At 36.5% G+C, this 15,230-nt stretch carries 15 protein-coding genes and 1 tRNA gene; 1 reads left to right on the top strand and 15 read right to left on the bottom strand.

The window, feature by feature from the left end:
• Nucleotides 1–166 precede the first annotated feature (166 nt).
• Nucleotides 167–243: transfer RNA gene (locus tag AMJAP_RS03280), tRNA-Ile, on the top strand.
• 546 nt (nucleotides 244–789) lie between these two features.
• Here AMJAP_RS03280 and AMJAP_RS03275 read toward each other — a convergent pair.
• The 15 genes from AMJAP_RS03275 to gmd form a co-directional block, all read right to left on the bottom strand.
• On the bottom strand, nucleotides 790–2,652 hold the full coding sequence (locus AMJAP_RS03275) for a polysaccharide biosynthesis protein (protein ID WP_236588760.1): 1,863 nt from the start codon (nucleotides 2,650–2,652) through the stop codon (nucleotides 790–792).
• Nucleotides 2,653–2,738: 86 nt separating this feature from the next.
• Complete coding sequence (locus AMJAP_RS03270; RefSeq protein WP_019622920.1) at nucleotides 2,739–3,287, bottom strand: sugar transferase; 549 nt, start codon at nucleotides 3,285–3,287, stop codon at nucleotides 2,739–2,741.
• 4 nt (nucleotides 3,288–3,291) lie between these two features.
• Nucleotides 3,292–4,239: a UDP-glucose 4-epimerase family protein gene (locus tag AMJAP_RS03265; RefSeq protein WP_019622921.1), complete on the bottom strand. Its 948-nt coding sequence runs from the start codon at nucleotides 4,237–4,239 to the stop codon at nucleotides 3,292–3,294.
• The gene (locus tag AMJAP_RS03260) at nucleotides 4,236–5,006 is read right to left on the bottom strand and encodes a glycosyltransferase (RefSeq protein ID WP_019622922.1); all 771 of its coding nucleotides are present in this window, start codon (nucleotides 5,004–5,006) and stop codon (nucleotides 4,236–4,238) included. Before AMJAP_RS03260 ends, AMJAP_RS03265 begins: the two co-directional genes overlap by 4 nt.
• A gap of 136 nt (nucleotides 5,007–5,142) precedes the next feature.
• A complete protein-coding gene (locus AMJAP_RS03255) occupies nucleotides 5,143–5,919 on the bottom strand; it encodes a glycosyltransferase family 2 protein (protein ID WP_019622923.1) in 777 nt (258 codons plus the stop codon).
• Between the two features lie 41 nt (nucleotides 5,920–5,960).
• Nucleotides 5,961–6,860 (bottom strand): glycosyltransferase, encoded by a 900-nt coding sequence (locus tag AMJAP_RS03250; RefSeq protein ID WP_019622924.1) that lies wholly within the window; start codon nucleotides 6,858–6,860, stop codon nucleotides 5,961–5,963.
• 29 nt (nucleotides 6,861–6,889) lie between these two features.
• A complete protein-coding gene (locus AMJAP_RS03245) occupies nucleotides 6,890–7,813 on the bottom strand; it encodes an NAD-dependent epimerase/dehydratase family protein (protein ID WP_019622925.1) in 924 nt (307 codons plus the stop codon).
• A 49-nt stretch (nucleotides 7,814–7,862) separates the two neighbouring features.
• Entirely contained in the window at nucleotides 7,863–8,726 is an 864-nt protein-coding gene (locus tag AMJAP_RS03240) for an alpha-1,2-fucosyltransferase (protein ID WP_019622926.1), read from the bottom strand.
• Entirely contained in the window at nucleotides 8,719–10,173 is a 1,455-nt protein-coding gene (locus tag AMJAP_RS03235) for a lipopolysaccharide biosynthesis protein (protein WP_019622927.1), read from the bottom strand. Before AMJAP_RS03235 ends, AMJAP_RS03240 begins: the two co-directional genes overlap by 8 nt.
• On the bottom strand, nucleotides 10,163–10,939 hold the full coding sequence (locus tag AMJAP_RS03230; RefSeq protein WP_201356405.1) for a glycosyltransferase family 10 domain-containing protein: 777 nt from the start codon (nucleotides 10,937–10,939) through the stop codon (nucleotides 10,163–10,165). The genes AMJAP_RS03235 and AMJAP_RS03230 overlap by 11 nt, the downstream gene beginning before the upstream one ends.
• Nucleotides 10,932–11,189, bottom strand: a complete 258-nt coding sequence (locus AMJAP_RS03225) for a hypothetical protein (RefSeq protein WP_201356404.1) — start codon at nucleotides 11,187–11,189, stop codon at nucleotides 10,932–10,934. The genes AMJAP_RS03230 and AMJAP_RS03225 overlap by 8 nt, the downstream gene beginning before the upstream one ends.
• Nucleotides 11,186–11,926 (bottom strand): glycosyltransferase, encoded by a 741-nt coding sequence (locus AMJAP_RS03220; protein ID WP_169336969.1) that lies wholly within the window; start codon nucleotides 11,924–11,926, stop codon nucleotides 11,186–11,188. The genes AMJAP_RS03225 and AMJAP_RS03220 overlap by 4 nt, the downstream gene beginning before the upstream one ends.
• 53 nt (nucleotides 11,927–11,979) lie before the next feature.
• Nucleotides 11,980–13,152 carry a DegT/DnrJ/EryC1/StrS family aminotransferase gene (locus AMJAP_RS03215; RefSeq protein WP_019622930.1) on the bottom strand — a complete coding sequence of 391 codons (1,173 nt, stop codon included), beginning with the start codon at nucleotides 13,150–13,152 and terminating at the stop codon, nucleotides 11,980–11,982.
• Nucleotides 13,145–14,071 (bottom strand): GDP-L-fucose synthase family protein, encoded by a 927-nt coding sequence (locus AMJAP_RS03210; protein WP_026340238.1) that lies wholly within the window; start codon nucleotides 14,069–14,071, stop codon nucleotides 13,145–13,147. Before AMJAP_RS03210 ends, AMJAP_RS03215 begins: the two co-directional genes overlap by 8 nt.
• A gap of 6 nt (nucleotides 14,072–14,077) precedes the next feature.
• Nucleotides 14,078–15,202: a GDP-mannose 4,6-dehydratase gene (gene gmd / locus AMJAP_RS03205; RefSeq protein ID WP_019622932.1), complete on the bottom strand. Its 1,125-nt coding sequence runs from the start codon at nucleotides 15,200–15,202 to the stop codon at nucleotides 14,078–14,080.
• Nucleotides 15,203–15,230 lie beyond the last annotated feature (28 nt).

Here is a 15,230-nt window from a genome sequence, read left to right as displayed (position 1 = left end):
CAGACCGTTGCGCCCATAATATCCTGTGGTATTATGGGCGTCGTTCTCCATTAGAGCGGCTTTTTAAGATTAAACAGAGCTACAGCCAATAGGCTAGCATCTTCAAATCTTTAAATTAAAGCCCATATCAAATGGACTGAAGTTCAAACAGTTTGCACATCTATGCGCCTCTTTAGCTCAGTTGGTTAGAGCACCCGACTCATAATCGGTAGGTCTCAGGTTCAAGTCCTGAAAGAGGCACCATTTCCTTTCCAGATCATCACCAGAAATAGCACGACTCAGCTCTCTAATAGGGATAGATAGGTCTCAGGCTCAAGCCCTGAAAGAAGCACCACTTCCTTTCCAGATCATCACCAGAAATAGCACGACTCAGCTCTCTAATAGGAATAGATAGGCCTCAGACTCAAGTCCTGAAAGAGGCACCCTTTCCTTTCCAGATCATCACCAGAAATAGCACGACTCAGCTCTCTAATAGGAATAGATAGGTCTCAGACTCAAGTCCTGAAAGAGGCACCATTTCTTTTCCAGATCATCACCAGAAATAGCACGACTCAGCTCTCTAATAGGAATAGATAGGTCTCAGACTCAAGTCCTGAAAGAGGCACCATTTCCTTTCCAGATCATCACCAGAAATAGCACGACTCAGCTCTCTTATAGCGTGGACAACCGTAAGCTCAAAGCCTGCAAGGCGCATCACCCTTTTGCTATGAAAGACTAAACACATAACTCACTATGCGAGGCAGACCTGCCGCAGCTCTGCTTATAGGAAATAAACAGAGGTATTAATATCTAATTAATGGAAGGTATGGTTTGAGTAAACATAGGATCTTTAATCTCGTGCTGAGGGTTATAGCCATTAACAGTACCGAGTAACAACTGCCTAACTTCCTCATGATCGAAACTATCGAGAGCAAGCTCCATTCTTTCAATGACAACCCTTAACTCATCCCACTCCACCATAACTTCCTCAGCCCGCATAATCATAGGATGATCAGTTTCCTGAACATTGTCACCTATAAGCAACTCTTCAAAGAGCTTCTCACCATCTCGTAAACCTGTGTAGATAATCTCAATATCGCCATCAGCATTATTGGCATCACGCACTGACAGGCCTGTCAGGTTAATCATCTGCTTGGCAAGGTTCTTTATTTTAACGGGCTCACCCATATCCAGTACAAACACATCACCAGAACACCCCATTGAGCCCGCTTGAATGACAAGAGAGGAGGCTTCAGGTATTGTCATAAAATAACGGGTAATCTCCGGATCTGTAACGGTAATAGGCCCCCCTTCACTTATCTGCTGACGAAAAAGCGGAATCACAGAGCCCGAAGAACCCAATACATTGCCAAAACGGACCATCGCGAAGCGAATATCGCTTTCCTGTTCACGTTTACTTAATGCTTGCAGAACTAGCTCAGAAAAGCGCTTACTTGCACCCATGACATTGGTTGGACGTACCGCTTTGTCAGTCGAAATTAGAACAAAGTTTTTAACCTTACAGTGTATTGCGGCTTCTGCCGTATGCCAGGTACCAAACAGGTTGTTTCGGATGCCTGCAATCATGTTACTCTCAACGAGAGGAACGTGCTTATATGCAGCCGCATGGTACACCGTATCAATTTCATACTGCTGCATAACCTTGATCAGATGAGAAGAATCAAGCACAGATCCGAGCACTGGAACAACGCAAATATCAGCCCCACTAAGCTTAGTCATCTCCCGCTCAATTCCATAAAGGCCAAACTCAGACTGATCAAACAGAACTATGCATCTAGGCTTTTGCTTGATAATTTGGCGACAGAGCTCAGAACCGATAGACCCTCCAGCTCCCGTGACTAAAACAACCTGACCCCGAATACAGGCATCAAGTAATGTTTTATCGGGCAGAACCTCCTCACGCCCAAGCAGATCGGCAATATCAACCTCACGCACATCTGTCATACTTATCTTACCACCCGCAATATCAGATAAGGCTGGGAGGGTCAGAGCTCTTATATGGAGCTCATTAAGCGAATCTATAACTTCTTTCCGTCGACGCCTGGAAGCAGAAGGGATCGCCAACAAAACAGAATCAATATCAAAGCGTTCGACTAATGAGGAAATATCTACAGACTTATAAATTCGAACGCCGTTAATATCCATTCCTGAAAGAGAGCTGTCATCGTCTATAAACGCAATAGCAGAAAACTCGTTGGAATGATAAAGCGCTGTTGCCAGCTGTCGACCTGCAGAGCCAGCACCATAAATAAGCACACGCTCAGTAGAGAGCTTAGCGTTACCTTCACCACCAGGGAATTGATGCAAAATAAGCCATCGCGCAACCATACGACTACCACCGATGACTAACACAGAGACTATCCAGAAAATCAAAATAACTGAGCGTGGGGTATTATACTCGAGCCCTAGCAAGTAAGTGACTACAGCCCAAATTAATAAGGATAGCGTAACCGCCTTTACAACAGTCCAAAGCGCACGATAACCTATGTATCGTATAACCGCCCTATACATTCCCATCCTAATAAAAATAGGAATAAAGATAATAGGAGCAAGGATATATGCCGGCCAATGAGCAAAGTTATTAGCAGTCCAATCACCATAACGTAGCGCATAACTGAGCCAGCAACATATCGGTAATAGAACCAGATCCAATGCGACAAATATGGTTTTTTTAAGCTTACGCTTAGAATCAAGCAACTTCTGAAGCAAAGTTAAACCCCAATCTATAAACTATAATATCATTGAATTCTATCGCCAGAACCATGGCCAAGTAACGTCAGGAACAGATACCTGAAATAGTTTTTAGGTGACATAGACATTATCATTTTTTGGTCAAATTTAGCTAACAGCTCAGGAGTCGACATATCAATTTTATTAACCTGAGCCATTCCAGTAATACCGGGACGAGCTTCATAAATACCTAGTTTATCACGTTCTAGAATCAACTTGTTCTGAGTAAGTAATCCCGGGCGCGGGCCGACCAGACTCATCTCACCTTTCAACACATTCCACAGTTGCGGAAGTTCATCTAATTTTGACCGACGAAGAAAGTTACCAAATTTTGTAACGGAATCACGAGAAGCCAAATGCGTCGCTACAGACTCAGTATCCAGCGCCATAGTACGGAACTTAATTAAAACGAAAGGCTTTTGAAAGCGCCCCATCCTTTCTTGGCGAAAAAGAGGAGAACCAGTATCAAACAAACCAATGATATAAATAAGCAATAACACAGGGAAACCAAAAAAAAGCCCCAGTAATGCAAAAGAAACATCTAGCATACGTAGCATATTACTATTTATCCTTTAAAAAATAGTCAGTTGTCGCCTTAATGCCTTGTTCAACCGTGAATGGCGGCTGCCAATCTAATAACTCTTGCGACTTAGTGCCATCAATCTGTAACGACCCTACCAAACGATCGATATAGGCACCTTTACCTGTAATAAAACCTGCTATACGAAACACACAAATAGGAACGGGCACCAGCCGAGTAGGTCTTCCCATAGTTTTACGTAATAAAATTAACAATTCTGCAAGCGACATATCCCTTCGATCTGAAAGTAAAAACGTTTCATTTGCCGCCGCTGGATGATCAATACATCTCAAAATAAAATCAACCAAATTACCTACGTAGATCATACTTCGCAAGTTATGCACAACGCCAAAAGGTAACGGTAATCCCGTATTTGCTAATTTCAATAAGTTATAAAAATTAGCCTTTACCCCCGGTCCATAGACAAGTGGAGGTCGTAGTATAACGACTTCCATACCGGTATCACGTGATATTTTTTGCAAACCATCTTCAGCTTCTTTTTTAGAAAGAGAATACGGGTCTTCTGGCACAAGTGCAGAGCGCTCATTGAAGGCAGGTATATGACTAGTAGATTCACCATTAACTTTAATTGAGCTAATGAATATAAAACGCTTAATACCTGAAGCCGCAGCTTGTTGGGCTAAAGCCAGGGTTCCGTAAACATTCACTTTACGAAACTCATCAAGAGGATTGATACTGCTTTCGTTCATAACGTGAACACGGGCAGCACAATGAATAGCCACATCACATTTATGAAGATCTAGATTGAACTGAGATTCCGAAGTAATATTTTCTGTATAAATGTAATCATGATTCTTTAGTTTCTCTTTGTCGCGACCAATTGTAACTAATTCAACATCTCTAATAACTAATTCATCTTGTAGGGCGCTACCTAGGAATCCTGTAGACCCAGTTAACAAAATTCTCATTTCATTAATCCAAATGTACTTTTAAATAAAAATCTAAACAGACTAATAAAATACCATCTAAAATGTTGTGAAAAAATATTACGGTTCTTATAGCCACCTTGATGAATTGCTACAACATTTCTCAAATAAACAACATCCTGAAAAAAAATTTTCTTAGCTCTATAACAGATATCTACATCTTCAAAATACATAAAATACTTTTCATCAAACCCACCTAAATTCTCATAAAGATCAGCATTAAAAACTAAGAATGAACCTGCAGCCCAATCGACTATTGAACCATCTTGTAGTTCAGCCTTTTCGTACGAATCAGTGAAAGACCTACCTTTTAAAACGTTAAAAAAGGAAAGAAACGTTGGAAATTTTCTCAATGAATATTCCATAACAGAAAACTCTTTATCAAAGAAAAGATTAATTGAATAGATCTTACCAGATTGACTATTAACGCGAGAAAGTAAGTTATTAATCATACTCTCAGATATATTTAGATCAGGATTACATACAACAAACCAATCATTGTGACTCATACCAAGATCACGAGAAACTTTAAAATTAATATTATTATTAGAACCAAACCCGAGACATAAATCAGAGGAATTGTATTCAAAACCATGAGTGGAACAATATTCACTCAACCTCTGACTAGATAGATTATCCCGAATAATGACAGTAACATTAGAAAGAGAGTTAATTTCTTTCAGATTAAAATTATCAATTATATCATCATCATTTCCATGAGAAACAATAGAGATGTACATATGATTCATTATCATAAACCTTAATAAAAACCCAAAAGAAACACTAATACTTCTATATAAAATCGCATCCGTTATCACATAATCATTATAAAAAATGACTCTAACCGAAGAAAAGTCCTCTAAGTAATCTTTAGACCTCAAACATTCAATCTTTAAGGATAGACTTGATTTTATGCATTAGATAATAAACTGGCAACAATAACTTAACTGATATGAATTTATTTGCCAAGGATAAGAACATTACTAACTCCATATTTCTCATCGCGGAACGATTTGAGGAAAGCCCATCCCCTTCATTAGCCACATGTCCGAGAATGGTCAACTTTTCTTTTAGTCGATAGACATTAACTTTAGGCTTCAACATAATCGAAGTCCAGAGTTCAAGATCTTCCATATGAGTCATTGATTCGTTAAACCGATAATCCTTGACATTTTTCACAACGACGCAGGGAGTACAAATTACATTCTTAATCAGGTTTAAAAAAGGGAAAAATATATTTAACTTAACTAACGATAAATGAGAAGCCTTATTTACCACTGAATCCTCATGACTAAATGAATGAAACAGAAAATCAATTGAATTATTGGCTAACAGAGGTTCAATTATAGCTAATTTACTTTCATGAAATCGATCATCCGAGTCCAGAAAGACAACATAATCTCCAGTACTATTATCCATACCAACGTTTCTAGATTTCGAAACCCCTTGATTAAATTCATTTTTCAACAATCTAAATACTAATTCACCTGTATAGTTATCAATGTATGAGCATATGACATCAATAGAACCATCTTCACTGGCATCATCAACGACAATTACCTCAACAAGAAAGCCATGTTTTTTTTGCTTCGAAATACTTTCCAACGTATTAACAATTGAGCTTTTAGAATTATATGTTGGAACAACAATAGATAATTTCATTTAAAACACTTTCAAAGTAAACATTAAAACAACTGAACCACTCAACCCTTGAGAACTATTTGAATAGATCTAAAAATAGACACCAACATTATTCTGAATGGAAACTGTTTAAGAAAACATAATTTTCGATCAAACTTAAACATAAAAAACAGGCATAGTAGAGCAGTGCAACTACGCTCCTGTTCGAAGGGGGTAAAGGTATTAAAATCGACACACAATGATTCTAACAGCTTATCTTTGTTATTTCTGATAACAAATTTGGATATTGAATAAGCATCCTTTTTATTTGCCCTCATATTTACTTTTGATAATGAATACGGGAAAACACGATATTTAAACAGAAAATCATCAACATTACTAAACTTAGCACCACATTCATAGAAACGTGCCCATAGAAAATAATCCTCTGCATGCGGATACTTGCTAACAGAATAACTAAGCTTATGAGCATCCCAAAATGAACGCTTAAACATTACCGAACCATGAGCAAAAGGAGGCCCCTGACTTAACACAGCGAGAATAGACTCATCAGTACGTGGCATAACAAATGAATCTATTAATCTACTCGACTCATCGATTACCAAGAAGTGACAGCCGCATATATCACTACCACTTTCCAATGCTTTAACTTGCTCAAAAAACCTACTGGCCATGGATATATCATCTTGATCCATTCTGGCTATATACTGGCCCTTTGAGATAGAAATCCCTTTATTCAAAGTTGCTACCAAACCAGCATTTTTTTGAGTAATTAAAACAACTCTAGAATCACTATTTTTATATTCCTGGGCAATACTTAACGAGCTGTCTGAAGAACCATCATCAATAAGAATCAGCTCAAAATCTCTAAATGTTTGGTTTAGAATAGAATCTACAGCATCATGCAAATACTTTTCTCCATTATAAATGGGCAGGATGACACTTATAATAGGATCAGACATATAGATTCCAATGATAGAATAATTTGTTCTTACGATGATTGTTCTGAGTTATTTGATACAAGCAGCTCTTCATGATACTTTTTTATTCCTTGGATCAAGTTATATTGTGTAGACCATGAAAACTTGTCCTGAGTTTCAGATATATCCAAGACGACACTTTTTACATCAAACAACCTAGGTTTCATATAGTTAATTGTAGCTTTCAAACCCGTCACACTTTCAATCGATGATATGATCTGTTTTACCGAGTACCCAGATCCTGATCCGACATTAAATGTACCATATATATCAGAGGTGCTCGCTTTAATACATAAAGAAATCAAATCATCAATAAAGATATAATCTCTTATTGAGCTCCCATCTCCCCAAACATCGATAGTCCTATTCGTTTGGATCTTGTACATAAAATCAGTAATTACACCTTGCCCCTTTAAAGTAGACTGACCTGTACCATAAGGGTTAGCCACTCTCAGAATCACAGATTGAATATTATAAAGATGACCATACATCTTGATATAATTTTCCATAGCTACTTTGACAACACCATATGAACAAATAGGGTTTAATGGATGATTAATGTCAATCGGTGTATACAATGGCTCACCATAAACTGTTCCACCGGAGGAAATAAATATAATCTTAGAAATTCTCTTCTCTTTCATTAAATCCAGCAAACCAATCAAATTGACAAGATTCGTTTCAATATCCGCCACGGGATCTTTATTTGATGAACTCGGCGTTGTTGAGCTGATTAAATGAAATACGGTTGTTACTCCATCAAGTGCCTTTCCTAACACTTCTTTGTCCGATATTGAGCCTTGAATGTACTCTAACGTAGGATAATCAGGAAGCTTATTCGGACCATGATTTAGTACTTTTACATTAGCATTTGAAGCACACAGTGCTTTTACTAAGTTGCTACCGATGAATCCAGCACCACCAAGAATCAGCATTTAGCCCCCGATACAATTGCCATTTTCATAGACTGAAATAGATAGTTTATCATAATCGCATCCATTGCTTGGGAACAATATCCGTTGAATCATGTAGTGAATTGAACCATTTAAGTGGAGCTATAACACATTTATCAAGATTCGTATTTAACCAAGCGCCCCACCAACTGAAAGTACTATTTGAAATGACTTGATGCTTACACTTTGACATTAGGTGAATATCAACCTCAGGCCGATCTACACTGCCCTCAACAAATACGGTTCTATATTTAAACGCCAGATTATCTTTACACCACAAAATATCATCGGAAAAAATAAACAGTGTAGTAGTAGGGTCTGACAAAACGTTTATACTATCCAAGTAATTTAATGCCTTTTCAAAGTATTCCTCACTACAAATACCATGAATATTATTAGCAGATAGATCAGTTATATAATCTCCTCGACGAATATGTATAGCAATACTATTACAACTCTCAATCTTATTATTAATTGCTAATTCAGCCTCTGTAAGCCTATCATCTAATGAGAATTCTTGAATCAACAATTCTCTTATGTTACTGAAATACTTTTCTGACTGAAAATACCCAGATAACAACACATTGTCATCTAAATCGAAGAAACTGGAATCAAAAAGAAGATCTTTTTCAACGTAGTGATTAAGCAACATACTTTTTTTGGAAAACGCGCTCCCTAACAAAGGAAAACCTGATAGCACAAGTCTAAAGTCACGAGTAAAATCAAACTCACAGTCACAATTTAACTTATTAAGACGTAACGGGTGTGTTTTGTAATTACTAAAAACACTTACATTTGCAGAAACTCGGGTATTATTAAGAACCGCTAACGACTTTGCTGCCGCATACTGAAACATTTGATTCCCTAAGCCACCAATAATTTTAATTTTAACCATTAGCTTTTTTACCTAGTTTAACTGACATGGACAATCCAATAAGAAACAGAACTCCGCCCGTACAGAGTGAAGAGATATAATAGACATCAATATTTTGAGGGAAAGGAAATAAAAGAAAGAATAGTAAGGACGGAAGCACAGCTATTAAAAAAATCATTACTAGAGTAAAATTTATAGTAAATGGCAATATCTTTCTCATATTAAAATACATCAAAAGCATAGTTATTAAAGCACCTACGTTTAAAGCCATCGGTATTGAATTGATGTCATTAACATAAAGAGCTGCCATATAGACCAAAGCGTTGGTAGCAAGCGCACCAAATATATAGGGATACATGTATCCTTTCATTTTAACTTCAGAGTGAGCAATAGAACTAATTGAATTGGTTACTGTTCTGAAAAACTCAATCCAAACACCGAATACGCAAAAAGCATATCCTTTAGCATAGTCCCCACTGACTAAAATGGGGAAAATATATTCAATAGAGAATGTAAGAAACAGTGCCAAAGAGAAATAGACTGGAATAGTAGAATTAAGATAAGAATTGACAGCAGCCAACCTTAACTCAGTGCTTTCACTTTTAATACTACGATAGAAACCAGGATGATAATACTGCATTAATATTGATTCGACCACACTAAATATTTGAGTCGCCAACACCAAACCAACACCCAAAAAACCTAAGTATTCTAGGCCAATTAATTTCTCTATACTTATTCTATATCCTGAATTCTGTGCCCACATAAAGACCGTAGCCAATGAAACCGGTACTGAAAACCGTATTATTTTATTGATTTTTTGTTGATCAAATACACACAAACTAATCAATGAATTATTAACTACCTCATTAGCAGACAAAATACTTCGCATTATATAAACAGCAAAGACTATGATGACTGCATTACCTATCAGAATACCCAGTAGCCAACTCGATGCACTTTTATCTACATAGTAAATAACAACTAGGCTAAAACATAGCGCAAGAAAACTAGTAAAAAACGTCATCGTAGTAAATAAAATTCTATAGTTCAGCATATTAAATAGAGGAACAACTGTTTGATTTATACTGACTATTAACACAAGCCCACCAACTAATAGAGAAAAACTCACTACAGAAATATTAGCTGATTCACTCAAGTTATGAATAACTACCGCTCCAATGGAAGCTATGATGCAAACAACAATTATATATAACAAATATAGCCATAACCGATCGTAGAGAACATTCTCTCCATACCATTTATGAGTGTAACGATTAAAAAACTGACCAACAGGACTAATAAGAAGAAAGACAAAGAAAGTATATATTGTTGTTAATAAGTATATCTGACCCATAACTGAAGGATCTAAATAATATGTAGACAGTTTTAAACTCAGCAGCATAAGTAAGACTTGAGCAGCCTTACCAATTAAAATAACCCAAAAGTCTCGAGTATTATTTTTCATCTAGAATATGGCCGATGAGAGTATTTGAAAACACTTCAGCTCTATATGGATCTGCTTTCTCAGAAAAAATATAGCATTCAATATTTTTTTGAATATCTAAATACTGATCTTCGGTCATTTCCGTCAAATATAAGTAAAGCTCTTCGTGAGAATTAAACTTTCTACGATCTATAAAACAACCTTCGGGGATATGATCTGTCACATTTGGCGCGCCCCAATAGACTGGAACACAGCCAGCAAAAAAACAATCGAAAATCTTTTCAGTTATATATCCTGGTATCATCTGTGCATTTTCATAGCAAATGGCAAACTTATATCCGGATAAAGTTATTTTTTTATTATCAACAACTCCCTTGTATGTTTTATATTTATAAAAAAATAATTTTAGGATTTTCATTTTTTTAACTAGAAAATTCACATACCTATTTCTAGTAATTACGTCATCCCAGCCTACTCCATAAAACTCAAATACTCCTCCACTTGTATTCTTCTCGAACCAACGAATGGTCTTTACCCGCTCAGAATAGAGCTCGAGCTCATGACTCACTCTTTTATTTCCAGAGATTAATGTACAGAGTTTTTTATTATTAAAACCTCTTGAGCCAGCTCGATACTCTTCCTTTTTTTTAGGGAATTTATGTGAAAAATTAATTTTGAAGTATTTTTTATTATCAACAAGATCATCATTCCATGTAAATACTTTATCAAAAAATCTGTGGCTTTCTCTATTCCAGTTATTAGGCGAAATAACAGAAGACTCAAACAAAATCAGCCATTTTTTTGACCTTCGAAGGTTCAGACACCAGTTCATCGTCACAAACATCATGATAAATAATATAATCCGAATTTTCCCTAGAATTTATATCAAGGGTAGCGATACTGACACCTTTTTCTTCAGCATTAAGCTTTAATAAATAGTGACTATATGCATAATCATCTCTATTTATCCCCTTATCACTTAGATCAAATATTATATTGTTATAATATCCTTCTAAATAATAGCAAACCTTGATCATTTTATTTTCCAAAAATAATTTAAAGCTGGCTTTATATTTCTTCTATTAAAATACAGATTACAATAACATTTAATTGAACTTACATTCTTTTTCGCCACCTGAAAAGCTTCCTGCCTTTGCCTTTCAGAAAGCAAATTACTAACATTATCATGTGAAATATTTATAGATGAGGGTATTTTTATATATACAAAATTCTGATATTTTTCTATTATTTTAAAATAAATATCATAATCCATGCTATATTTATTTTCAACATCATACTTATAATCATCATATACCCTTGCTGCAAAGAATATATTCTGAAGCCCAACTATAGAACCAAACTTTAATAAGTTCTGTTTCGTAAAATCCACATCTGGGCATTTTCTATTTCTTGTTGTGCCGGCCTTATAGTCATACGTATACGAATCAAAATATATCGCATCAAAATCTAACAAGCTTTTATATTCGGAGACTTTTTCAAGCGTTTCTTTTAATAACAGATCATCACTCCCAAGATATCCAATCACATCACCACTACATGAGCGGACGCCAATATTGATAGCATCAGAAATACCTGAATCAATTTCATTTATCCATCTAATACATTCATTTTCTTCTGAAAACTCACGAATGATTGAATGTGATAAATCTGTAGATTTACCATCCACAATTATCAACTCTTTATTTGCCCAACCAGAAGCAAGAAATGCATTAATTGAATCAGTAATGAATTTCTCGCCATTATAGTTCGGCATTATCATAGATATCTTAAGCATAAGTTATAATTTTCACATCCTGAAATATTCTATTATGCTAAAACTTCAGCTAATAATTTTATTTCATTCTCTATACCATTTTGATGATTACCTACAAATAGTCCGTGTGTATCTAAATATTCTGCTGCGTCTAAAGAACCCGATACTTCATAATCAAAATACTCTAGAACTTCTTTATTCTTTAAAAAATTCCCAGTCACAATTGGCCGACATTCAATTCCATTTTTGACAAGCAACTTGACTAATTCAGCTCTATCATAGGGTGCGTTTTCTTTTAATATTAATGAAAAGCCAAACCAACTGCTTGAACCAGTTTCTTGCTGTATCTCAATGTATGGGTGATCCGAAAAATAGCTTTGAAATAACTGCGCATTGCTGCGTCGGGTTGCAATGAAGCCCGGCAATTTTTTAAGCTGTTCAATACCCAGCGCACCACTCATCTCTAATGGTCGTGCGTTATAGCCCGGTAACATAAACTTAAATGACTCTTCAAAAGGATCATCACTTTTTTCGCCACTGACCTCATTAAACTTTGGCAGGTTACGTGTCCAACCATGAGCTCGAATGCAAAGTAAAATATGATAAAGCTCTTCATCATCCGTAACTATACAACCACCTTCCATGGTTGCTATATGGTGTGAAAAGAAGGAACTATATGTACCCATTACTCCGAATGTACCGGCTTGTTTACCATCAATGGTTGCACCCATTGATTCACAGTTATCCTCTAATATATAGATATCCCGGCCAGCAATTACTTCATTCATTCGGGCATAATCATTCGGATTACCCAACAAATTTACTGACAATATCGCTCTGGTTTTGTCAGTAATCGCTGCTTCTAGCTTATCTAAATCCATATTCAAAGTTTTACGATCTATATCAACAAATTTAACTTTCAAACCATATTGTTGAAGAGGAAAGTAAGTAGTAGACCAAGATACAGCGGGGACAATTATTTCATCCCCACGGTTCAATTTTAACTTTGAATTTTTTGTAAAGAATAACGACGCTATCATCAACAGATTTGCTGTCGAACCTGAACTTACCATTAACGCATATTTAGAACCAAAGAAATCAGCAAAGTCCTTCTCATACTGAGCCACTTCTTTGCCCATAGTAAACATATCGGACTCTATCACGCGTTGAATAGCAGAATACTCTTTCTCATTCCAAGTGCTACTCGCTAGTGCATAATTAGTCATTACAGTACTCACTTAAATAAAATTGGTATGTTTTCCGAATGCCGGACTCTAACTGAGTTTTATAAGTCCAACCAAATTCTTTTAGCTTCTCATCATCAATTAGCTTTTGTTTCATGCCAACGGGTTTGGTTAAATCATGTTTAAATTTTCCGGTATAACCCACTACATTTGCCACAGCTTGATAATATTCATTAATACTGAAATCTTTACCCAAGCCTACATTTAAATTCTGAGGCATTCTGTTAAAATTATCTATTGCATAGAAGACAAACTCAGCTAGATCTTCGGCATACATAAATTCTCGGCGCGCTTCACCATCACCCCATATATCAACTTCAGATAAATCATCTCTCTTAGCTTCCGATATTTTCCTAATAACAGCAGGAATCATATGCGAATTATTAGGGTCAAACTTATCAAAACAGCCATACAAGTTACACGGAATAATCGTTTTATACTGACGATTTCCATCTTCTTTATTTATGTATTCACACAATCGTGTACTCGTTATTTTTGCGAGTGCATAACCTTCGTTTGTTGGCTCTAACTCACCTTTAAGAATTAAATCCTCTGACAACGGGTTACATGCATCACGTGGATACATACAAGAACTACTTAAGTTTAAAAACTTTGCCACTCCAAAACTATTTGAAGCCGTTAGGATATTAAGTCCCATTTGCATGTTATCGACTAAAAATTTAACTGGTTGTGACATGTTGGCTTGAATGCCACCAACGATACCTGCAGCATGGATAACCATATCTGGAGAATGCATGCTTATGTAGTCATTTACTGCGCTGCCATCGAGTAAATTAAGCTCAGCGCTGCTAGGTGATAAAAATTCATGACGGTGCTTAATAGCAGCTGCAAGAATATTTTTACCGACCATTCCATTGGCGCCAGTAAGTAATATCTTCATTGTTTTCTACTCAACTGTAATCGAAGTGTTGTAGCCATGATTTTTTAAAATAGCATGTTGCTTTGCTTTATCTAAATCACTAGCAACCATTTCGCTACACATTTCTTCAACACTAATTTGCGGCACCCAACCTAATTTTTCCTTTGCTTTAGATGGGTCTCCTAATAATGTTTCGACTTCAGCAGGACGGAAATAACGCGGATCTACTTTAACAATAACATCGCCTACTTTTAGCGCAGGTGCATTCTCGCCTGTAATGGCTTTAACCGTTGCTACTTCGTTGAGCCCTTCTCCTGTAAATTCAAGCTCAATCCCTGCTTCGTTTGCGGAGAGTTTGACAAATTCACGAACAGAAATTTGCTTGCCTGTAGCAATGACATAATCATCAGCAGTCTCTTGCTGTAGCATCATCCATTGCATGCGTACATAATCTTTCGCATGGCCCCAGTCACGAAGTGCGTCCATATTACCAAGATACAAACACTTCTCTAAGCCTTGTGAAATATTTGCGATTCCACGGGTAATTTTACGGGTAACAAAGGTTTCACCACGACGTGGCGACTCATGGTTAAATAAAATCCCATTACATGCATACATGCCGTATGATTCACGGTAATTTACCACTATCCAGTAGGCGTACATTTTTGCTACAGCATAAGGGGAACGCGGATGAAACGGAGTCGTCTCTTTTTGCGGAATCTCTTGAACTTCTCCGTACAACTCAGAAGTAGATGCCTGGTAAAATTTTGTTTTCTTTTCCAGCCCTAAGAATCGAATAGCTTCGAGTAAGCGTAACGTCCCCATCGCATCAACATCAGCGGTGTATTCTGGGCATTCAAAAGAAACGGCTACATGTGACTGCGCGCCAAGGTTATATACTTCATCCGGTTGAACATCTTTAATAATTCGAGTCAAATTAGATGAATCGGTTAAATCACCATAATGTAGAAAGAATTTTTGATTTTTCTCGTGGTTATCTTGATATATATGATCAACACGCTCAGTATTTAATGATGAAGCGCGACGCTTAATTCCATGTACTTCATATCCTTTTTCTAATAACAACTCAGCAAGGTAAGAGCCATCTTGCCCTGTGATACCAGTAATCAACGCAACTTTATTCTTTAACATGTGACTTCCTATTAAAACCATTCTTACG

It is taken from the genome of Amphritea japonica ATCC BAA-1530, from assembly GCF_016592435.1.
Lineage (GTDB): Bacteria > Pseudomonadota > Gammaproteobacteria > Pseudomonadales > Balneatricaceae > Amphritea > Amphritea japonica.
Note: the sequence above shows the minus strand (reverse complement) of the source record. Positions and strands in the feature narration are given on the sequence as shown.